The organism is Zoogloea sp. (assembly GCF_023150065.1).
In the GTDB taxonomy this organism is placed as follows: Bacteria; Pseudomonadota; Gammaproteobacteria; order Burkholderiales; family Rhodocyclaceae; genus Zoogloea.
The window spans coordinates 1-18,986 of record NZ_JAKLLN010000019.1; the positions used below are offsets into that span (position 1 = coordinate 1).

General features: G+C 59.1%; 25 protein-coding genes. 1 reads left to right on the plus strand and 24 read right to left on the minus strand.

Annotated features, from left to right (window positions below; all coding sequences use genetic code 11):
• Nucleotides 1-67: 67 nt before the first annotated feature.
• The 23 genes from L6Q67_RS18070 to L6Q67_RS18175 form a co-directional block, all read right to left on the minus strand.
• Nucleotides 68-508, minus strand: coding sequence for a transposase (locus tag L6Q67_RS18070; RefSeq protein WP_296572737.1), 441 nt, complete (start codon nucleotides 506-508; stop codon nucleotides 68-70).
• A 198-nt stretch (nucleotides 509-706) separates the two neighbouring features.
• Nucleotides 707-1,165: a hypothetical protein gene (locus tag L6Q67_RS18075; RefSeq protein WP_296572742.1), complete on the minus strand. Its 459-nt coding sequence runs from the start codon at nucleotides 1,163-1,165 to the stop codon at nucleotides 707-709.
• Nucleotides 1,166-1,230: 65 nt separating this feature from the next.
• Complete coding sequence (locus L6Q67_RS18080) at nucleotides 1,231-1,791, minus strand: hypothetical protein (protein ID WP_296572745.1); 561 nt, start codon at nucleotides 1,789-1,791, stop codon at nucleotides 1,231-1,233.
• Between the two features lie 579 nt (nucleotides 1,792-2,370).
• On the minus strand, nucleotides 2,371-2,682 hold the full coding sequence (locus L6Q67_RS18085) for a hypothetical protein (protein ID WP_296572748.1): 312 nt from the start codon (nucleotides 2,680-2,682) through the stop codon (nucleotides 2,371-2,373).
• Between the two features lie 71 nt (nucleotides 2,683-2,753).
• The gene (locus L6Q67_RS24570) at nucleotides 2,754-2,963 is read right to left on the minus strand and encodes a DUF6572 domain-containing protein (protein ID WP_367171653.1); all 210 of its coding nucleotides are present in this window, start codon (nucleotides 2,961-2,963) and stop codon (nucleotides 2,754-2,756) included.
• Between the two features lie 201 nt (nucleotides 2,964-3,164).
• The gene (locus L6Q67_RS18090) at nucleotides 3,165-3,638 is read right to left on the minus strand and encodes an OsmC family protein (protein ID WP_296572751.1); all 474 of its coding nucleotides are present in this window, start codon (nucleotides 3,636-3,638) and stop codon (nucleotides 3,165-3,167) included.
• Between the two features lie 608 nt (nucleotides 3,639-4,246).
• Nucleotides 4,247-4,798, minus strand: a complete 552-nt coding sequence (locus L6Q67_RS18095) for a hypothetical protein (RefSeq protein ID WP_296572754.1) — start codon at nucleotides 4,796-4,798, stop codon at nucleotides 4,247-4,249.
• 438 nt (nucleotides 4,799-5,236) lie between these two features.
• Complete coding sequence (locus L6Q67_RS18100; RefSeq protein WP_296572756.1) at nucleotides 5,237-5,695, minus strand: hypothetical protein; 459 nt, start codon at nucleotides 5,693-5,695, stop codon at nucleotides 5,237-5,239.
• Between the two features lie 547 nt (nucleotides 5,696-6,242).
• Nucleotides 6,243-6,590 (minus strand): hypothetical protein, encoded by a 348-nt coding sequence (locus tag L6Q67_RS18105; RefSeq protein WP_296572758.1) that lies wholly within the window; start codon nucleotides 6,588-6,590, stop codon nucleotides 6,243-6,245.
• Between the two features lie 90 nt (nucleotides 6,591-6,680).
• Nucleotides 6,681-6,989: a hypothetical protein gene (locus L6Q67_RS18110; protein WP_296572761.1), complete on the minus strand. Its 309-nt coding sequence runs from the start codon at nucleotides 6,987-6,989 to the stop codon at nucleotides 6,681-6,683.
• Between the two features lie 78 nt (nucleotides 6,990-7,067).
• A complete protein-coding gene (locus tag L6Q67_RS18115) occupies nucleotides 7,068-7,616 on the minus strand; it encodes a hypothetical protein (RefSeq protein WP_296572766.1) in 549 nt (182 codons plus the stop codon).
• 174 nt (nucleotides 7,617-7,790) lie between these two features.
• Nucleotides 7,791-8,450: a hypothetical protein gene (locus tag L6Q67_RS18120; RefSeq protein ID WP_296572775.1), complete on the minus strand. Its 660-nt coding sequence runs from the start codon at nucleotides 8,448-8,450 to the stop codon at nucleotides 7,791-7,793.
• A gap of 66 nt (nucleotides 8,451-8,516) precedes the next feature.
• Entirely contained in the window at nucleotides 8,517-8,951 is a 435-nt protein-coding gene (locus L6Q67_RS18125) for a DUF695 domain-containing protein (protein WP_296572777.1), read from the minus strand.
• A 118-nt stretch (nucleotides 8,952-9,069) separates the two neighbouring features.
• Nucleotides 9,070-9,366 (minus strand): DUF3144 domain-containing protein, encoded by a 297-nt coding sequence (locus tag L6Q67_RS18130; RefSeq protein ID WP_296572779.1) that lies wholly within the window; start codon nucleotides 9,364-9,366, stop codon nucleotides 9,070-9,072.
• A 92-nt stretch (nucleotides 9,367-9,458) separates the two neighbouring features.
• The gene (locus L6Q67_RS18135; RefSeq protein WP_296572781.1) at nucleotides 9,459-9,893 is read right to left on the minus strand and encodes a hypothetical protein; all 435 of its coding nucleotides are present in this window, start codon (nucleotides 9,891-9,893) and stop codon (nucleotides 9,459-9,461) included.
• Nucleotides 9,894-9,922: 29 nt separating this feature from the next.
• Complete coding sequence (locus L6Q67_RS18140) at nucleotides 9,923-10,273, minus strand: hypothetical protein (RefSeq protein WP_296572783.1); 351 nt, start codon at nucleotides 10,271-10,273, stop codon at nucleotides 9,923-9,925.
• Nucleotides 10,274-10,531: 258 nt separating this feature from the next.
• Nucleotides 10,532-11,023 carry a hypothetical protein gene (locus tag L6Q67_RS18145; protein ID WP_296572785.1) on the minus strand — a complete coding sequence of 164 codons (492 nt, stop codon included), beginning with the start codon at nucleotides 11,021-11,023 and terminating at the stop codon, nucleotides 10,532-10,534.
• 27 nt (nucleotides 11,024-11,050) lie between these two features.
• Entirely contained in the window at nucleotides 11,051-11,530 is a 480-nt protein-coding gene (locus L6Q67_RS18150; RefSeq protein WP_296572787.1) for a hypothetical protein, read from the minus strand.
• 183 nt (nucleotides 11,531-11,713) lie between these two features.
• Nucleotides 11,714-12,295, minus strand: a complete 582-nt coding sequence (locus L6Q67_RS18155) for a restriction endonuclease (protein WP_296572789.1) — start codon at nucleotides 12,293-12,295, stop codon at nucleotides 11,714-11,716.
• Between the two features lie 166 nt (nucleotides 12,296-12,461).
• Nucleotides 12,462-13,082: a hypothetical protein gene (locus tag L6Q67_RS18160; RefSeq protein WP_296572791.1), complete on the minus strand. Its 621-nt coding sequence runs from the start codon at nucleotides 13,080-13,082 to the stop codon at nucleotides 12,462-12,464.
• Nucleotides 13,083-13,157: 75 nt separating this feature from the next.
• Nucleotides 13,158-14,165 (minus strand): PHB depolymerase family esterase, encoded by a 1,008-nt coding sequence (locus L6Q67_RS18165; protein ID WP_296572793.1) that lies wholly within the window; start codon nucleotides 14,163-14,165, stop codon nucleotides 13,158-13,160.
• Between the two features lie 99 nt (nucleotides 14,166-14,264).
• Entirely contained in the window at nucleotides 14,265-15,365 is a 1,101-nt protein-coding gene (locus tag L6Q67_RS18170) for an NADH:flavin oxidoreductase/NADH oxidase (RefSeq protein WP_296572794.1), read from the minus strand.
• 98 nt (nucleotides 15,366-15,463) lie between these two features.
• A complete protein-coding gene (locus L6Q67_RS18175; RefSeq protein ID WP_296572796.1) occupies nucleotides 15,464-16,885 on the minus strand; it encodes an MFS transporter in 1,422 nt (473 codons plus the stop codon).
• Nucleotides 16,886-17,040: 155 nt separating this feature from the next.
• Here L6Q67_RS18175 and L6Q67_RS18180 point away from each other — a divergent pair, with 155 nt between their 5' ends.
• Nucleotides 17,041-17,937: a LysR family transcriptional regulator gene (locus L6Q67_RS18180; RefSeq protein ID WP_296572798.1), complete on the plus strand. Its 897-nt coding sequence runs from the start codon at nucleotides 17,041-17,043 to the stop codon at nucleotides 17,935-17,937.
• An 18-nt stretch (nucleotides 17,938-17,955) separates the two neighbouring features.
• Here L6Q67_RS18180 and L6Q67_RS18185 read toward each other — a convergent pair whose 3' ends face one another.
• Complete coding sequence (locus L6Q67_RS18185) at nucleotides 17,956-18,957, minus strand: helix-turn-helix transcriptional regulator (RefSeq protein ID WP_296572799.1); 1,002 nt, start codon at nucleotides 18,955-18,957, stop codon at nucleotides 17,956-17,958.
• Nucleotides 18,958-18,986 lie beyond the last annotated feature (29 nt).

Below are 18,986 nucleotides of genomic sequence, written 5' to 3' on the forward strand. Positions count from 1 at the left end.
CGCTGGATATGAAAACGCCGGCTGAGGCATTCGCTTTAGCAGCGTGACCTGTGCAGGATTTGGTGGGTCAATACAGCTTGACGCCGTCGATGGCGAAGAGCGCCCGCCCGATCAGATTCTGGTGGTCACACACCACCAGCACCTGGGCGAAGAGTCGGGCCACCTCGTCACCGAGTTCCGAAACGAAGGCGGCCAGCGTGGTGAAGTGCTGGCAGGCGTCGCCTGAGACAGCCATGAAGAGCACGTTGTGACGACAGGCCGCCTCGATGCTGCGGGAACTGACGAGTCCCCGGGAATAGGCGAGCAGGACGATCTTGAGGAGCACGGCCGGATCGAAGGCGGGGGCACCCCCCGCATCGTTACGAAAACGCGAACGCAGGGCGGAGAGATCGAGTTCCTTATCGACCAGATGGCACAGGGCGAACTCGAAGGAGCCAGGCAGAACCTGGCGCTGGAAATCCACCGGAATCATCTTCAAACCGTAATCGGGGGTCTTGAAGCGGGGCATCGGGGAATTCCGGTGTTGGGATATCCAATTATACCGAAGGCATTCTGCGGGCGGTGGGAGAAGGGTTTTTCTACAGCCTCAACGTTTGAGCTAACCCGTGCGGAGCAGATTGGCGCCGGCAGAGAGTCAGAATAAATTTGAGGCCCGAACGGCGGCAAGCTGTGTAGCGTCCGGTTGAGCGAATGATTAGGCCTCACTCTAAATGGCACCAGAGCAGGCTGCATGGAGTTTCTTGGGCTCGCCGACAATCTTGGCCACCAACGCGGTTGGCTCAGCAGGCCCACTCGGCGCCCCAAGAAAGGCAAAGTGAGTAAAGATATGGTGGTCTTGGTACTGAACCTTGAATACACCGAAGTGACCGCGTATTCGAACGGCTCGCAGCAAATAAAAATTTGCATGCCTGCCAGGATCTTGGTGGACGCCCAGTTGCTGCAGTTGCTGTGCGGATAGCTGAACGTATTCGTGCTGGGCTAGAAGTTTGAGCGCTATTCCTTTGTTCGCATCAGAGATCTCCGTTGCCGGCTCAATTTCTGTACTGGGGCCCTGCAATGACGAATACGTCTCGGGTGAGGCTGCCTTTGCCCATGGGATGGTCTCGCATGTCTGCGCCGTACAGATGGAGGGCAAAAGAATGGCGATGGCAGAAAGTAGTCGCATTTTTGCTGCCTAACGTTGAAGTTGTGGGGCGGCAAAGCCGTCCCAAACGAACAAATGGTTAGGCGCTATTTCCACAGTTTCCACCAGCTACCCTTGGTCTTGAGTTCGGCAAGCTCTTCAAATGGAGTGTTGTCAAAGTCCGCGTTGCTCTCATCGTGACGAAATCCACAGAGTTCCTTGGCGAGGATGAGTGGGATATCCATGTGGAAGTGGCCGTCGAGATTCTCGCTGTCCTCGGGTTCTACTGTGGCCAGTAATTCACGGAAGCGTTGAGGAAGCAGGCCTTGGGAAGAAATACTCTGATTGTCTTCGTCGCCTTGATGCTGGACATGCCAGACGCGCGCACCGTCTCGCCAAAGTTCTACGGACGCAAAGTTGACGTGCTCCTCGATAGCGCACGCGACCGCTCGACAGCCTTTCGAGAGTGCAGACATGCTTTTTGCATTCGCAATTCGGTGATCGCACCGTTGAGCGGCAACTAAGAACCAGTCGTTTGGCAAGATATGGCTTGCGACGCCTTTGAACGGATATACGCAGTCTTTCGCCGTCTTGACCAAGGACAGCCGCAACAGTGCTTCGTCGGCTGGAAGTGCCTCGACAGCGACCCAAGTTAATGAGATGCCCATGATGTGTGCGCGTAACGCCTAACGTAAAGGTAACCGGCCTGCCACTTCGGCAGGTCCGAGCAACCAGAGGGAGCGGTGTTAGCCGCCAGCTTAGGGGCAATCGTTTGGATTTCTGATGGAATATTTTCCATTAAATTCGAGTTTTTCATTTATCCTTTTATCTAAGCTCTGAGATAGATCGACAACGAACGTATTACTCTGAAATTCGACGTAGCCTGAAAGCCCCGTTATCTGATATGGAGCGGAATTAGGCCATGCGTAATACACTGAGATTTGATCAGCTTCATACCTGCCTTTGTTTGCCGGGGAACGAATTGCGACTAAGAGATTTGATCTTCCACCGACCAACCACTGAATTGGATTGTGAGGCAGATTCGGCCAAGTGCCTTGAAGGCTAGTCATACAAAGCGAACCTTCGCTTGCAAGCTGAACATGTTTTTCAAAATCTGGCGGACGAAATGGCCCACCGCAGGCAGAAAGTAACAGTACAAATAGGAAAACTGGACCATGCCGCATGGCTGTACCTAACGTGGAGCCAAGGAGCAGGCAGCTTCTGGCCTATCCCGCTTGAGCGTAGGGTTAGAGAGCATAGGCAGATTTCTCCTTTTGATGACGCTTACGCAAAAGAACGATAGCCACGACTACCGACCAAATGAGCCACCATGCTATGACAGCAATAGTCGCTCCCAAAGTGGTGGCCATGGGCCACCCATCGGAAGAGCTTTGAATAGTAGGCAACCCACAGCCTTCCAAAATGGATAATGCAACGAGTGTCGGAATCCAAAAGACGATTCCGAGAATTGGAACAAAGCGGGCAAGCAAGTATTCAAGCAGTAGCGCGCCCCCACCTCCGGAAAATGAAATGAGTAAAAGTCGTGCCATGCTGATCATTTTCTCTCCAATGTGCCAGCTAAGCCGGCAGCAAAAAACGTAGCTTTTTGACGGTCGGCTGGAGCGGGAAGTTAGATGTTTTCAACACGATACCCAAAATCCAGTCCCGCATTTTTTATTACTTCCCTGCGGAGGGATAAAAACCTAGCCCCTTCTTCATCCGGCTCAAACTGACATATAACAACAAGCTTAATTGACCTTCCCTCTGCAGCGGGGTATGACTCCAATATTTCTCCGGTTTCAACAAATGCCAAGTACGAGTTCAATTTTTCTTGGATCAACAGAAGATGTTCTCTGCCGCCCTATTCAAGGTGATCGGTTGCTGTCAAAGTTACTGAACCGCTGACGGGATCAGTGCTCATAAAATCGATCACGTTGGCCTGCTCGATGCTCATAGAGAAATCTAAACTCGAATGTAAGGGTCGGCCCGCTTGCGGGACGTCCAGCGGAGGCCGCAGGCCGTAGCAGCCTTGACCGTCATGTTAGAGATCGTGGAACACCGGCAGACAACAGACCTCTGTTTTGACTGAGTTGGCAATGAAGCACTCTTCGTGCGCTTGCTGATGTAGGGCTTTAATTTCACTGGCCGACGGAATGGTGTTGCCAGAGAACTTGACGCTTGGTCGGAGAGTGACCTGCGAAACGAAAAATTTTCCTTGAGAGTTTTTTGCCATTTTCCCTTCGGCAGTATCGAGATACTGATCAACGACGAGGCCCTGATTTGCAGCAAGTGAGAGGAACCACAGCATGTGACAACTGGAAAGTGAAGCGACAAAACCCTCTTCCGGGTCGACTGCATCGGTAGCGGAGTAAGGCACAGGAACGACATGCGGCGAAGAAGAGCCTTGGATTTCAATTCCACCGTCGAATCGGAGTAAATGGCGCCTACTGTATTTGTTATCAACAAAATTTTGGTCGCCTCGCAACCAAATGATCTCAGCGGTATATGTGGCCATGATGATCTCTAACGGTGAAAATAGCCGGCCGCCGCGCGAGGCGGCCAGCCTAAGCAACGACGGGTACCGGCGGTCGGGTTGACTAGTTTGTCAGCCTCCAATTGCATCATTTGCAATTCCGACTTATCTGATAGGAGTATTTCTTCTTAGGGAGGCTGAAAATGGTGTATTCCAGTGCTTGAGAATATGCCGCCCCAGCAATAGGCGCACCAGGTGGATATTTGACTTCCTTCATTTTGTAGCAAAGAGTGATTTGATTTCCTTGGACGAGAATCTTTCCGCTTTCTGAATCGATGGCCGAAGTCGATGTGGCAGTCGTCAGGATATGGACAATTAGGGTTCCGTCGGAGAGCCACCCTTCAAGCGGTTTGTCATACTCAGTTATCGGCACGGAGTAGAGCCATGGACTACCCCAGGTGCGAAATGTTGTGGTGGCCGCAAAAGCGTGCAAAGAGCCCAAAGAAAGAATCAATAGTGCAAGAAAGTGCTTAGGCATAATGGCGATTAGTGGTGAGGTCTAGCGTTTGACGTGAGGGGCCGCCGTAGCGGCGAAGCCGCGAAGGGAGCCCACAAGCGCAGCTTGTGGGTGGTCCTTCTCGACGGAACTGTTAGATTGGAAATTTTTCAGCATAAACTTTTGATTGAATTTTCTTCAACGGGGGCTGAATTCCGATAGGTGAAAATATATCCAACTGAACATGAGATAGCTTCATTAGACTTTCAAAAACCTGATTTATTGACATAAAAAAATCTTTTGTTGTTTTCCCCGTTGCCTTGTGCGAGCAGCTTGGACAACAAAATGTCGCCGGTTTTTTCTTATAGTCCAGTGTGTCCGGATCGAAATTTATCGACCAAGAGTGACTGCATTCATTGCATTGGAAGTACAGTTTTTCTTTCAGCCAATTGAAGACACCCAAATCCATGATATCGCCTATGGTGTAGCTGGCTAGAGAAATACCTTCGTTAGCCATTGCTGCTTCAGAAATGGAGAAACGAGGGTAGAACTTCAAGAATGCTTTTAGTCCTGTGCTGGCGCATTCGTAATGGCAACTTGGACATTCGAAGCGGCCGAAGCGAAGGGCATCACTACGATTTTTTGAGTTGAGCGTGTAAGTATGCCCACAGCGCCGACAGATCATTGAAGGGTCTTCGGGGAACATGGTTTCCTCGGAAATCTAACGTTGAATCTAACCGGCCAGCCGCGTCCAGCCACTGCCGGTCCGGTTGAGCGACTGGTTAGGCCAGGCGCTCATTTACGGACTCCCGCCAAGATAGAAGAAGACGAGCTATCTCCAGGTCGTGCTCCGGCCTCGCTAAAAGCCCCATGCGCTGCGTTGCGATGGAGCTGAGCTCTTTAGCAATTGCAGATTCATTTGCACAATCTCGGACCAAGGCAAAGATTCTGGGCAAATAGCCGTAGTACTCGTCTCGCGCTTGCGGCGTACCCGCGACTCCAATGGGATCCCAGACGTAGTGCAGAACTTCGTCAACGGCACGATAGAGCGCCATATCCTGCGCAGAGAGTTTCTGCCCCATGGCCTACGTTAAAAATCACCGGGCGGCCGCAAGGCCGATCCGGTTAATTGCGATGTTAGGCATTATTTCATTACCCCGTTAAATACGTATGCAATAAAGTTGAGCGCGAGCAATATCAAGGCAGCCAACTGAATGCGCCTAACTAGCTTCGCATACTTGAAAGACTCCTGCGGACCTAAAGAACCGGCAAGGCGCCGCAATTTTTCATCGTCGGAATGATCATAAGTTTCCGTTGGCGTCAGGTAGGTTTCCAGCTCATCACCACGAACGCGTCCGCCAAGCGCTTGCGCAATTTCAATCATGAGCTGAAGCTGCGCGTCATTAGGCTCTTTTGCCGTGAGTTCCAATGGGCTTGTATCCAACCAGAAGCCTTCTCCCTCACCCATCTTTTTTAGTAGTGTTTGCGATGACGAATCGTATGACCACTCGGGAAATTTCATTGCAAGGGCGATAAAGTCCTGCTCGGAGAATCGCTGGCGTCGTCCAGAAGCAGTCTTGATAATTGAAACGTTGTATCCCATATTAGTGCGCTGCCTAACGTGCTAGCTCAGGGACGCGCCGCTTGTCGGCGCGTCCCCTGGCGCTATGGGTTCGGCGGCAGCAGGCCAGAGCATGATGAGACAACGCTCGCTAGCGACTGCCGAGCTAGCAAAGTACGCACGTCCCCTGTAGGTCATTGGCTCCGCGAAAAGGCGGGGGCATTGGGGTACATAGTCAGTACAGCCACAGAGAACGGCTGTTCCTGAAGGAAGTGCAAGACTGAAGTCGGCTTGATGTTCCCATGGACCTTCCGCCTCGAAGGGCTCAGTACCGAACGTGACTTGCACAGACACTTGGGAGGCCGACTCGGTATGAAAGACAACAATGTGCGGCGCCGTGCGTAAGCGGCGCAACATGTCTTGTTCCGAAATCTCTTTGGGAATCGGAGGCTCAACTGTGGCATCCATGAGATAGAACTGGTGATAGTCCGCGAGGATCTGAAATGTGCGTAGGTCTTTCATGACGCCCAACGCCTGAATTAAGCCGCGCCGCGAAGTGGCGTCGGCTTGAATGAATGGTTAGGCGTGCTCACGCAGACCAACAATAAAGCGGACTGCCGAACACACCATGCGCTCCAAGATTGCTCTGGTCTGTGCCCCAGAAGCAATAGAACTGATCCTGCTCAGGCCGGTACACCAACCAATACCCAGATGAGTTGTGAGCAATGCATTGACCGGAAATGGCGTTGCCAACGGCCACATCAGGAAAGCCGGGAGGCATGACTGTTGCTGTGAGCGGAAAGGGAATGCAGGTATGCGCCCGGATGTCTGCAGCCAGACCAGACAGATATGCATGTACATCAACGCCAGCGCTGATAAAGACACCAGAGGTATCTCCCAAGGCGACTTCCAGTTTTGTCAGCAGCGGATCACCCACAAGCACACCTAACGTTGTAAGTAAGGGGCGCTGCGCGAAGCTCTATCGCGCAGCGCCCAGCGACCATAGGGAGCGGCCTTGACCGGGATGTTAGGCAGCATGTGTGCTCCCGAACACCTGCGAATACCAGTACGCGTTGGTGTCAGCAAACCATGATGAATTTGCTTGGTTTGCAAACTGAGCGAGTTCATTCATGTTGCCCTGATAGCGTTGATAAAGGGCGATGAGTTCTCGAAGGCTCTGAACGGAGAGCCTTTTGGAACGAAGGCGAATATGAAGCTCATGGCCATAGCCTCTAACCGAAACGACGCCGAAAATAGACTGTAGCCACGAGAAAAACGCGGCTTCATCACCGGCGGAGAAGTAGCGCATAGGTGCCTGCCAGATGAGCATGGCCATAAGATGCCTAACGTCGTAGCTCAGCCGACGGGCAAAAGCGCAGCTTTTGACCGGTCGGCTGGAGCGTAGTGTTGGGCCTCATTCCGCGAGCGCACGAATTAAGGGCCCGCGATACTCTTGATCCTTCTCGTTCCAGAACACAAGACCATTCTTTAGATCAAGATTGAAAAACGATTCGTAGTAGGCGTCCTCGTCAAACGGTTCGGCACCGCGCCCGAAGATCTTGATTTTCACTGGCTCTCGTTCCATGTCGAGCGCGCCTTGGTGCAGCGCGATTGCTGTTAACGTCTCCTCCGCGGTCATGCGGAGGACCTGCTTTTTCTCTTCGCCGTATAGGGTTGCCAGAGCCGTTACTAGCCTGTCGCTTTCTGGCCCGGTGCGGTAAAACACGACTCCGCGCTGGTAAACGTTAGCCATCTTTAAGTTCATTTCAGGGTCGAAGCCACCCTGAATGTTCTTAACTATGACGACGTTCATTCCAACGACCTGACCAGCATGGCTGGCCTGCAGCCGAAACCGATAGTGATCTGTTGTCTCCGAGCGATCAACAATTCGCAGCACGCAGTCGACGAACCCTTCCTCACTGTACTGATCAAGCAAAGGGTTTCCGTTGGAGTCTGTATTCATGGGGGTTGTGGACCACGCGAATAATGGCAGAAGAAGCAGTGACAGGAGGAGGCGTCTCATGAGGCCCAACGCCCAGGTTAGCCGGCGCCGGAAGCCGAAGGCTGGAGGGCACCAATACTGGTCATGAAAATACCAAAGGCATGGCCAGTGTTGGCGTCCGCATTGAACCGACAGTTAGACGGCACGATTGATTGCGCCTTCCACACTGTTAAATAGGTTGATAAAGCACTTGGATTCGATGGCCTCATTGAGCTTGGCTTTGGCCAGTTCTTGATCTCCGTTTGCCAATGCGGCATAGCCAGCGAGATACGACCTGATTGGTGAAGGGTTATGCCCCATGCCCCAAAGTAGCTGCATGTTCTCATCTTCGTCTTTCAATACACGGAGAACTTCATTTCTGCTGCTCAGACGTTGAAACCATGACAACGCTTCTGAGAGCTGATTCAGTACGTCTTGAATGCACCAATGAAGGTTCTTGCCCTCAGCGTCAATCGGCCAGATGCACCTGTCCTTCAAACTCGATTGAAGCGAGCAGACAAGTGACCTACGAAAGTAACACGCAGCTTCAGACGGGATGAGCACTCCGTTCTTCACTGGCAGTGGCCACCGTGGAGGTATGTAGAGTGGGATGCAACCTAGCCGCACCGCAAAGGAGAACGTGGTTGTTCCGATGACGTCTGCGTTGTATTTGTTGAAAGATTGAAATTCAATCACATCGATTCGCTCAGAGGTATGCCGCCATGCGACCCGTGAAGTGAACGTGTCGAATCCTTCGGCCTCCAGCGCGGGCCAAATGTATTTCTTTATCTCTCGATTAACAACCTTACTGTCCATGCTGTTTAACTTTGAAGCTGAGCCGCGAGCGGCGGCCTGCCGACGCGAGTCGGCTCAAGCGACTGGTCAGGCAGCGCTGAAGTCATCAATGAGGTCTCGAAGTTCGGACCAAGCTTCGTCTTCGTAGAACTTGATTTCGATTGGATGTCTGGGATGACCGGCAACATGGCTGTTGAACTCCTTGAGGAAGCGATCTCGATCGGCGATGTAGAACACATATTCCCTTAGCCCAGCGCCAACTCGGCGATAAGCCTCAATGTAGAACTCCGGCCGCTCGATCTGCGCCAGGGCTCCCTCAAGCTGCAGCATTTGCTGATTCTCTGCCGCGCTGGGCATGCCATTGTTGCCAGATCCATCGTATTCCCATCGCACCACTGTCAGCCACGGAGTGGCGCGTCGTGCATCCTCTTCCGGCATCTCGGGAACATATGTCCACAGGATCGGCAGCCCGTCCTTCTCTGTTCTAACTATGCGCCCCGATGGTGTTGTGCCTGTGTTCATTGCATATTGACTGAAGACGTGGAAGTACGCGCGTGATTCTTGCGATGCCTAACGTGGAGCTAAGGGGCGCGCCAAAGGCGCGTCCCAGCGACCAAAGGGAGCGAACTTGAGCGCAGGGTTATGCATCTTGGTCCACCTGCATATATGACTGGAAGTTATTGATGTAGTCATCCATGTTTTCATTAAGCATCTTGCGATACTCCACCACGAAATACTCAATGGTTTCTTCTTTTGCGGTGGCCATTTCTTCAGCACTGTGCCAGCCACACGCGCTCACCCAAGAGTTAAATCTTGCGGTGGCGTACATCATTGATGCACTGACCTTGCCCTTTGTTACATCATCAGAAGTCTGGTCGTTCGAGAGATGAATGTGTGCATCTGCTCGTTCATAGAACTTGTCATCTGGATTCTGCACAAAACTCTCCTGATGCATAACGTGGAAGTAACCGGCGCTGCGCGGCTTTATCGCGCAGCGCCCGAGTTGACTGCCGGGTTATGTTGAATTTTCTAGTTGGCATATTCGTATGTGATGTACCACTTTTCGTCGATTTGTTTGAAACCCATCTTGTACGGTTGCAATCCTGTTGGGTGTTCGTCGAGTGATGGATATAGCGGAGCCAGCGCCTTTGCAGAATAAATATAGCCCTTTCGATGGCTGGAATAGTTTCGGCTGCTCGGAAACACCATAATCCCCTCCGAAATTGGGTCGACGCCAATACCGTCAGCCTCGACCTTGGCTAATAGCCCCAAACAAGCGGTATTGCTTTTGGTGACGTAATGCCGCCACAGTATTTTGTTTTTTTCGATATGGCAGTCAGCACCTGTAACAAGCGCAGAGAAATATTCTTTCTTGCTCTCGTAGAGGCCCTGCATCTTGGCATCAGTCTGTGGCCCCGAACATCCGGTGAGTGCTACAAGAAAGATAGTGGCAGCGTAGCGCATAGGCCTTTCGTTGCAACATAACGTTTGACTTAAGCGGCGCCGTCAGGCGTCTGCTTGAAGGAGGGGTTAGAGCGTACGCCTGCCCCAACACCCAACGGATCGATGACAACCTTTCCCTCAAACCTTGGATCAGCGACCTTCACTCTTCCGACTTGAAGGAGTCTTTGGATTTTCTCAAAAGCTTCATCGCGCCGCCCGGATGAACAGTTTTGCGAATTCACAAAGAAAAGCAGTTGGTCTCCCGGAATGAACTGCTCCAACAGGGCATCGACTCGAACGCGATTCAACTCGTTTCCCTCCGCAAGATGCACGTACTCAGCAGGACCGAGGTCGCCATAAAAAAGACGCTGCATCAGGCTGGTGATCTGGCGTTTGTCCATGCGCTCTAACGTGAAGTAGACGACATTTGACGCCTCCGGCGTCTTACACGACTGTCGCCTAAGCTGCCATACGCCTTCAAGCCATTGAATCCAAAGACCCTCTTATTTGCCTCATCGCCCATCTTGTCGTCTACCTCTCCTGCATCCGCCTGCTACCCCAAAGTCATGCCGATACTCACACCTTCGCCGCCGTTTTCCTATGAACTGGTTCACTCGGCCAGTACGCGTACAAGACTGCGGGTGTCCGAGACCTGACGATCAATCCGCCCCCAGCGAAACGCCATCACCCAATCCGGAATCTCCCGCACCACCTCCATACTCACCCCCGATCAGCGCCTGAAGCTGCTGATTCGTATAGAAACGCAGGCTGACGACTTCGGACATGTTTCCGGGGGCAAAGGACTTGGGAAAGGAGAGCACCGGGCCATATACATAGCCCTGCAGCCCCTCGCCTGTGTTGCCGAATGAAGACAGTCTCTTGATGACGGTCAGGCGGTATCCCTTTCCGGCGTAGAACAGGGTGCCGCCATCGGCGGGGAGGGGTGCCTGTTCATCGAAGGCGGCGTTCTTGGGCTTTTTGCCTTGCAATACCCGTTCGAAATCTTCCGAGGCCTGGGTGATGATCTCCCGTTGTGCGGGCGAGAGCGTGTCCAGCTCGACGCCCTGGAAGGGGCCGGAGGGCAATGCGATGCCCGCAAGGGCGGAGCCCGCCAAGAGGATGAATGCCAGTGTTACTGCGTGCCGAAGCATCGATGAATCTCCATTAAGGCCTGAATTTCAGGGCGAAAGACCGTTTCCGGTGACTGAAGGCGATGCGTCACACACGATTGAACCCACAACTTTGTCCGCCAGCCTTCGGCCGACTTCTTCCGCCACCCTCGAAGGGTAGTAACGGGAGTCCGGGTCGACACCTCCGGCAAAGAGGGAGATGAACCCGTGTATTGAATCCTTACCCGTCACCTCACCAATCACTTCGTCCTTCTTGTAAGCAATTACCTTCAGCATGTAGCTGTTGTAGGAGTAGGCGGGAATGACGAAAGCGGTTGCCAATGACAGAAAGTACCCCACATAGCTAACCGGCAAGATCGGCCTGGACAGCTCTCCGGATACGGCAAGGCGGTACTTCTTACGGGAGCCTTCCTCTGCGGTCGTGATCCTGTTTGTATGCATCGCGTGCCCTATCCCCTGCACCGCAAAGCCCATCTCGCCGAGCCTTCGCTCGTAAGACGCCTCGGAACGGGGAACACACTCGGACAAGGGTCTATCGATATGGACGGTCGGCCCGGCACCCGGCACAGCCGCGCAGCCGGCCATCAAGCACGTCAGCGCCAATATCGAGGTCGACCGGGGTGTGATTGTGCAAGCCATGTAGGTATCCAGAGTACTTTAATGCCTTAAGCATACACGTAGCGCTATGCAGGCAGAAGAAGCCGGTGCAGCCTACCCCGCCCCCCGCATCCCCAGACTCTGCTTACACGCCGGATAACGCTGGCAGCCCCAGAAGTCCGCCTTTCCGCCCCGGCCTTTCACGGCCCGCATCTTTACCCCACAACTCGGGCAGCTTGGTGTGCGGTAGTCGCCTGCAGTGGCAAAGGCCAGCAGCGCGTCACGGGCGGGCTCTGGAAGGCGGTTGATCATCATGAGAAACATCTCTCCATCGATCAGGGTGATGCGATTGGCCTTGGCAAAGTCCTTGGCCTCGTCGGAGTACTTGCCGCTGGTCATGAAGAAGGCTTTGACGATCTTCTCGTGGGTCATCACACCCAGCAGTTCGCGCACGGGCTTCACGCCGACGAAGCGCTCGCCCCAGGCCTTGCACTGGACGATGGAGGTGGCCTTGCCGGAGTCGTCCTGGAAGAGGCGGATGTCGATGCCTCCATCCGGGCCCAGCGCGGTGGTTTCGCTGCGGATACCTTTGGATTCGTAGACCTGCTGGCAGACGTCCTCGAAGCGCTTCCACTCGATGTCACGGATCAGCTCGATGCTCCAGGCGGCGGGCTTGGCTGCACTGGGCGAAGACACCGCGTTTTCCTGCACCGGTAAGTCCGCAAACCCTTGAGGCTCCCGCCGCTCATTGACGGCGGATAGGCGATTTTCAGCGCCAGATCCAAATGCCTTTTCGTCATATCGCCAGACCTCATTCTAAATCGACAACGTCATTAGCTGAGTCTGTTGCCGCCCTTGCGCCTCACCCCACCCGCTCCGCATTCAAAAACCCAATCAAGGCCGCAAACCCCGCCTTCGCCTGCCCCGACGGGTCCACGATGCTGTGGCTGAAATAGCGCTCCACGTTGGCCGCCGTGATGGCGGTGTTGAGCGGGTCATAAGAGCCTCCGCCGGCGCCCCCGGCCGTGTTGCCCATCATGCGGACCAGGGCGATCTGGCTGATGCCGGCCGCGGCGGCGGTGTTGCCACTGGCCACGGCCTTGTCGTACAGCGCTTTTTCGGCCGGGCTGAGATTGGCCATGGTGTTCACCATCCCGGTGGCCTTTTGCATGTAGTCCAGTTCGTCGGCGGTGAGCTTTTCGGGTGGCTTGCCCTGGGCGGCGATCTCGGCGAGGCGCTTGTCGTGGGTAAACAGGTAGGTCTGATCGGCTTCGCTGCGGTTGATCGGCCCATGGGCGCGGATGGACGCCAGCTTTGCCTCGACCGACGCGTCACCCTCGGCGGCCAGCGCGGCGCGGGCGGCGGATGAGATGTGGACCGGGTCGGCAGAATCTGCCGGCGCGGCAGGCGAAACATGCCGCAGGGATGAGGCCCGCTCCATGGCGTGGGCAAAATAGGTGGCAGAAACGGGCTGGATGTTCATGACGGGCCTCCGGTGTGGTTCCGGTGGGGCTGGATGCATATTTCATGCCATCGGCGTTCCCGCCGCCCTGTCGGGTCAGCGCGCTGCCTCCAAGAAGAACCCCCAGATCACGTCCGTGGCGTCGAGGGCCTGGGAGGCGGGCTCCTTGCCCCGGCGTACGCGCTCGGCGCCGGGCCAGGAATGGCCGCCCCTTTCGGTGACGCACAGTTGCAGCCGGCTCTCTGCGGCGCAGCCGGAATACACCTCGCAGTAGGCGCCCGGCGTGTCCACGGTGCGGCGCGGTGCCGGGCTGCAGTGGTTGCGCGTTACCCAGCGCGCCATCGTGTCGGGCACCGAGACAAACTCGAAGACCTTGGAGGGGTCACGGAAGGCGTCGGGGCCGGCGCCACCGTTGAACAACACATGGGTGTCGTCCTTCGCGTGGATGTGCAGCACCGACACCGGGCGGGACGGCGTGCAGGTGGTGGTGGCGTCGGTGCCGGCTACCGAGGCAATGGCACGGAAGAGGTCGGCGGCGTCGCAGGCCAGGCGGTGGCTCAACATGCCGCCGTTGGACATGCCGGTGGCAAAGATGCGCTCCCGGTCGATGGGCAGCCTGCCGCGCACGTCGGCCACCAGGGCGCGGATGAAGCCCACATCGTCGATGTTGCGGTCGCGGGCGTCGCCGCAGCAGTTGCCGGCGTTCCAGGTGGCAAACCGGCCGCCGGGCAGCTTGCTATAACCGTTGGGAAAGGCCACCGCAAAGCCTTCCTGGTCGGCCTTGCTCACCCAGCCATAGCGGGCGTCGTCGGCCATGTATTCGGCGTGGCCACCGCCACCGTGCAGGGCGATGACCAGGGGCAGGGGCTTGCCCGGCGCCTGGCGGGCGGGGACGTGGAGCAGATACTTCCGCGTCAGCCCGCCATGGCGCAGGCTGTGCTCGGTGGTGCCGGCGGCGGCATCTGCTGCGGGCTCACGGCGCTGCTCGATACGCTCCCGCAGCCGCTCGCGCAGGCCGGGTCGGTCGGCGTCCTGGGCGATGGCGGCGGTGCTGGCGAGAAACAGGATCGCCACCTGGGCGATCCGGCGATGGATGGAGTTCATGGGCAGCCCTCTGCTTCGTGGGTGTGGCGGGATTGGCGTGAGTATCACCGAATCACACCCAGGACATGAAGATGGCAGCAGGGCTGTGGAACCCGCCCCTCAGCGGTTCGGCCGGTACTTCTCCAGCCAGTGGGCGTAGGGCGCCGGCAGTACCCAGGAGGGCCGCTCCACGCCCAGCTGCAGGGCAGCCTGATAGGGCCAGTGGGGGTTGGCCAGGTGGGCGCGGCCGACCATCACCAGGTCCATCTGGCCGTCGGCCACCACCCGGTTGGCGGTGGCGGGTGCATCGATGCCCCAGGACGAGGCCACCGGCAGCCCGGCCTCGCGCTTCACCCGCTCGGCCAGGGGCGCCAGAAACGCCGGCCCCCAGGGGATCCGGGTATCGGGGATGGAGAAGCCGACGCTGACGTTGAGCAGGTCCAGCCCACCGGCGCGGAAAGCACGGGTGAGGTCGATGGATTCGGCCAGAGTCTCCTCGTCGCGGCCATCGTATTCGATCACGCCGAAGCGGGCGGTCAGGGGCAGGCGCTCGGGCCACTCGGCACGCACGGCGGCCAGGGTTTCCAGCAAGAAGCGGCTGCGCCCGGCATAGCTGCCGCCGTACTCGTCGTCGCGCTGGTTGGCATGTACCGAGAAGAAGCTCTGGGCCAGGTAGCCGTGGGCAAAGTGCAGCTCCAGCCATTCAAAGCCGGCATCCCGGGCGCGGCGGGTGGCGGCAGCAAAGTCGTCGCGCACGCGGGCAATGTCGTCCCGGGTCATGGCCTTGGGAACGCGGGGCAGGTTGGCGCCAAACGCCACGGCCGACGGGCCGAGGATGGGCCAGGCACGGGGGTCGCCCTCGGGGATGTGATCGTCCCCTTCCCAGGGGCGATTGGCGCTGGCCTTGCGCCCGGCATGGGCGATCTGGATGCCCGGCACGGCCCCCGCGGCCTTGATGGCGGCGGCGATGCGGGCCAGGCCGGCAGCCTGTTCATCGTTCCAGAGGCCCAGGCAGCCCGGGCTGATGCGGCCCTCGGGCGCCACGGCGGTGGCCTCGACGATGACCAGCCCAGCCCCACCCCGGGCCAGGCCGGCGTAGTGGGCCTGATGCCAGTCGTTGGTCAGGCCGTCGGTGGCGCTGTACTGGCACATGGGGGGCACCGCGATGCGGTTGCGCAGGCTCACATCCTTGAGCGAAAACGAAGAAAACAGGGCAGACATCGATACGAACCTCAGCAAAGGGAAGCACCCACCACTTGGTGGGCGTTAGGCATGGGATTGGACAGAGTGGCTGCCAGTTCCCCGGCGCGTCCGATGCCTCAGCCGATTTCACGGCGGCGCCCGCCCCCCGCCAGCACAAGGGCCAGCAACACCAGCCCTCCTGCCACGCCAAAGGTGATCCGGGTGGCCACGACGATGGCGCCAGGATCGGCGGCCAGGATCTCCCCGCCCCCCGCCGCCGCCACAAACACCGCCCCCATCACGGAGGCTCCGGTGATCAGCCCCAGGTTGCGCGCCAGGTTGAGCAGGCCCGACACAAGGCCGCGCCCTTCGGCGCTCACCCCCGCCATGACCGCCGTGTTGTTGGCCGTCTGGAACAGGGCATAGCCCGCCGTGATGCACACCAGCGGCCCGAGGTAGCCCGAAACCCCCAGCCCGGCCGGCAGCAGCGCCAGGGCAAAGGCCCCCAGCGCCATGACCCGCAGCCCCGCCAGGGTGATGCGCCGGGCGCCGAAGCGGTCGCTCATGCGGCCGGCAGGCACCCCCGCCAGGGTCACCACCAGCGGGCCGACCGACACCACAAGCCCCACTTGCACGGCATCGAGCCCGAGCCCGCGAGCGAGGTGAAACGGCCCGACCACCAGGGTCGCCATCACCACCGTGGCCACGATGGCGCTCGTGGCCAGGCTGACCCGAAGCGCGGCGTCTCGGAACAGGGCCGGGCGGATCAGCGGTGACGCCACCTTTGCCTCCACCCGCAGAAAGGCCGCCACGCCCCCCAGGGCCGCCAGCAGCAAAGCCCCGTTGAGCCCGCCGAAATGGCCCCGCCCCAAAGTCATGGCGAGGGCGTAGGCGGCAAGGCTCAGGGCCAGCAGCAGGGTTCCGGCAGGGTCCAGGCCACCCCGCTCCGTGGCCGCAACCCGCTGGTCGGCGGGCAGATGGCGGTAAGCCAGGCCCAGCGCCAGCAGGCCCAGAGGCACATTCACATGAAAGAGCGCCGGCCAGCCCTCCACCGCAATCAGCACGCCCCCCAGGGACGGGCCGAGGGCGGTGCCCGCCGCCGACATCGTACCCAGCAGGCCCATGGCGCGGCCGGTTTGCGCCTTGGGCACCAGCTCGCCGACAAGGGCCAGGCTCAGGGCCATCATCACGGCCGCGCCCAGCCCCTGCAGCACGCGTGCCGCAATCAGCAGTCCGAGGGTGGGCGCCAGGCCACACAGGGCGGAGGCCAGGGTGAACACCCCCAGCCCCACCAGCAACAGGCGGCCCCGGCCAATGACATCGCCCAGCCGCCCGGCGCTGACAACCAGCGTGGTGACCGCCAGCAGATAGGCCAGCACGACCCACTGCACCGCCTGGAAGGACGCATCGAAGGCCTGCACCAGGGTCGGCAGGCCCACATTGGCAATGCTGGTGCCCAGGGACGACAGCAACACGGGCAAGGCCAGGCTGGCCAGGGCCCAGCGCTCCGACGCACCCGGGGAGGCAATGGCATCCGCGTCCGCCTGGAAGGTCTTCATCTTCAGCTCCTTGTTCCTGATCACGCCGCGAATCGGGCTACAGAAAGCATAGGGCGGGGGCTGACATGGCGGAAGACGCAGCATTTGCACTTTATCCGTGCATCCAACGCCACCTATGCTAGCTTCAAGGCAGACCCTTGATCCCGCACACGCCCATGTCCGCCCCCGACCTCAACCTCCTGATCACCCTGGATGCCCTGCTCGCCGAGGGCAGCGTGGCCGGCGCTGCGCGGCGCCTGCGGCTCAGCCCGTCGGCCATGAGCCGGGCCCTGGCGCGGCTGCGCGAGACCACCGGCGACCCGCTGCTGGTGCGGGCCGGACGGGGGCTGGTGCCGACGCCCCGGGCACTTGAACTGCGCGACCGGGTCGGCCAGCTGGTGCAGGACGCCAACGCCGTGCTGCGCCCTGCCGAAGACGCCCGGCTCGGGCAACTGGAGCGGACTTTCACCCTGCGCACCAGCGAGGGCTTCGTGGAGAACTTCGGGCCGGCGCTCATCGCCCGGGCGGGCGAGGAGGCCCCCGGCGCGTGCCTGCGCTTCGTGCGCAAGCCCGACAAGGACAGCACCCCGCTGCGGGATGGCAGCGTCGATCTGGAAACCGGCGTTGTCGGCAAGAGCGCCGCACCGGAGCTGCGCGTGCAGGCCCTGTTCCGAGACCGCTTTGTCGGCGTGGTGCGGATGGATCACGAGCTCGCCCAGAGCGAAGTGACACCCGCGCGCTATGCCGCCGGCCGGCACGTCCGCGTGGAGCGCCCGGGGCAGGCGCGGGGCGCCATCGACGAAGCCCTTGAGGGCCTCGGGCTGACGCGGCGGGTCGTCACCCTCGTCGACGGCTTCGCCGCCGCCCTGGCGCTGGCCCGGGCCTCCGACCTGATCGCCAGCGTGCCCGAACGCCACACCGGCATCCTGCGCAGCGGCCTGCACAGCTTCCCGCTGCCCCTGGCCCTGCCGGAGCTCACCGTCTCCCTGCTCTGGCACCCCCGCCTGGACGCCGACCCCGCCCACCGCTGGCTGCGGGGCCTGCTGAGGGCGGTGTGCGGGGAGCAGCGCTAAGGGCGCCCCTCGGCGACTTCACCGCCGCAGCAACGTGGAAGGGTACTCGCCAAAACGCTCCCGGAACCGGGCGGCAAAGGCGCCCAGGTTCGCGTACCCCCACTGTTCGGCAATGGAGGCCACCGTCGCGCCCTCCGGCGCAGCGATCAGGGCATGCCGGACCCCGTCGAGACGCACCTCCCGCAAGAACGCCATGGGCGTTGTCCGGCGAAAGTGGCGGAAGGCCGAAGACAGGCCCCGCACGCTGACGCCCACGGCCTGGGCGACCTCACCCACCGTCGGCGCCTGCCTGGCGTGCTCGCGCATGTAGTGCTCAGCCTGCAGTACGTGCCGTGGCGCGGGCGTCGAGGGGCGCGGCGCCACGCCCGCCCGGGCGCTCCACTCCATCAGCATCTGCATTCCCAGCATCTCCTCGAGATGCCGCCCGAGGGGGCCTTCCGCCACCTGCCGGGGAAACTCCGCCACACAGCGGCAGCAGTATTCGAGCAGGGCGTTCCAGGCCGACGCGCGGCCGCCGATGGCCAGCTTGGAGGTCCACAGCCGCGCCTCGGCAGGATGACCGGCCCAGCGCAGGTAGAGCCTCTCCAGACAGTCATGGGGAAACGTGACGTTCACCTGCAAGTGATCCTCGTTGAAGGACGCCTGATAGTCCGTCCGGCTGGTATCCACCAGAAAGCTCTCACCGACGGCGGTATCCACCGCCGTCCGGGCCGAACTCCAGTGCCGGGCCACACCCCGGATGGTGGTGAGCACCATGCCCACGCCCGCCTGCTGAAAGAAATCGGACAGATGCACGGGAATCCCGTAGGAAAACCGGCTCAAGGTCATCTGGCCGATGGCCACCGCATGCAGATCGGCATCGGGTGCCATGCAACGCGGCCCGGGGTGAACCCGGTAAGGCATATACACCCGCCGGGTAAAGACCTCCAGTTGGTCAAAGTCGCAGGTGGTGATCAGCCGGTGCCTGTCCGTCATGGCTCCACCGGCATCCACAACCAACGCGCCGCTCAAGCTCTCCATGGCTCTCTCCTCGCCCCGGGCGGCCGGCC

What these genes read in the sequence shown, in the direction of transcription:
- L6Q67_RS18110 (WP_296572761.1), bottom strand. Translation starts at nt 6,989, where the DNA reads ATGGCCATGCTCATCTGGCAGGCACCTATGCGCTACTTCTCCGCCGGT.
- L6Q67_RS18135 (WP_296572781.1), bottom strand. Translation starts at nt 9,893, where the DNA reads ATGCGCTACGCTGCCACTATCTTTCTTGTAGCACTCACCGGATGTTCG.
- L6Q67_RS18145 (WP_296572785.1), bottom strand. Translation starts at nt 11,023, where the DNA reads ATGCTTCGGCACGCAGTAACACTGGCATTCATCCTCTTGGCGGGCTCC.
- L6Q67_RS18175 (WP_296572796.1), bottom strand. Translation starts at nt 16,885, where the DNA reads ATGAAGACCTTCCAGGCGGACGCGGATGCCATTGCCTCCCCGGGTGCG.
- L6Q67_RS18180 (WP_296572798.1), top strand. Translation starts at nt 17,041, where the DNA reads ATGTCCGCCCCCGACCTCAACCTCCTGATCACCCTGGATGCCCTGCTC.
- L6Q67_RS18125 (WP_296572777.1), bottom strand. Translation starts at nt 8,951, where the DNA reads ATGAACACAGGCACAACACCATCGGGGCGCATAGTTAGAACAGAGAAG.
- L6Q67_RS18120 (WP_296572775.1), bottom strand. Translation starts at nt 8,450, where the DNA reads ATGGACAGTAAGGTTGTTAATCGAGAGATAAAGAAATACATTTGGCCC.
- L6Q67_RS18170 (WP_296572794.1), bottom strand. Translation starts at nt 15,365, where the DNA reads ATGTCTGCCCTGTTTTCTTCGTTTTCGCTCAAGGATGTGAGCCTGCGC.
- L6Q67_RS18165 (WP_296572793.1), bottom strand. Translation starts at nt 14,165, where the DNA reads ATGAACTCCATCCATCGCCGGATCGCCCAGGTGGCGATCCTGTTTCTC.
- L6Q67_RS18070 (WP_296572737.1), bottom strand. Translation starts at nt 508, where the DNA reads ATGCCCCGCTTCAAGACCCCCGATTACGGTTTGAAGATGATTCCGGTG.
- L6Q67_RS18115 (WP_296572766.1), bottom strand. Translation starts at nt 7,616, where the DNA reads ATGAATACAGACTCCAACGGAAACCCTTTGCTTGATCAGTACAGTGAG.
- L6Q67_RS18080 (WP_296572745.1), bottom strand. Translation starts at nt 1,791, where the DNA reads ATGGGCATCTCATTAACTTGGGTCGCTGTCGAGGCACTTCCAGCCGAC.
- L6Q67_RS18085 (WP_296572748.1), bottom strand. Translation starts at nt 2,682, where the DNA reads ATGATCAGCATGGCACGACTTTTACTCATTTCATTTTCCGGAGGTGGG.
- L6Q67_RS18140 (WP_296572783.1), bottom strand. Translation starts at nt 10,273, where the DNA reads ATGGACAAACGCCAGATCACCAGCCTGATGCAGCGTCTTTTTTATGGC.
- L6Q67_RS18090 (WP_296572751.1), bottom strand. Translation starts at nt 3,638, where the DNA reads ATGGCCACATATACCGCTGAGATCATTTGGTTGCGAGGCGACCAAAAT.
- L6Q67_RS18160 (WP_296572791.1), bottom strand. Translation starts at nt 13,082, where the DNA reads ATGAACATCCAGCCCGTTTCTGCCACCTATTTTGCCCACGCCATGGAG.
- L6Q67_RS18185 (WP_296572799.1), bottom strand. Translation starts at nt 18,957, where the DNA reads ATGGAGAGCTTGAGCGGCGCGTTGGTTGTGGATGCCGGTGGAGCCATG.
- L6Q67_RS18075 (WP_296572742.1), bottom strand. Translation starts at nt 1,165, where the DNA reads ATGCGACTACTTTCTGCCATCGCCATTCTTTTGCCCTCCATCTGTACG.
- L6Q67_RS18100 (WP_296572756.1), bottom strand. Translation starts at nt 5,695, where the DNA reads ATGGGATACAACGTTTCAATTATCAAGACTGCTTCTGGACGACGCCAG.
- L6Q67_RS18095 (WP_296572754.1), bottom strand. Translation starts at nt 4,798, where the DNA reads ATGTTCCCCGAAGACCCTTCAATGATCTGTCGGCGCTGTGGGCATACT.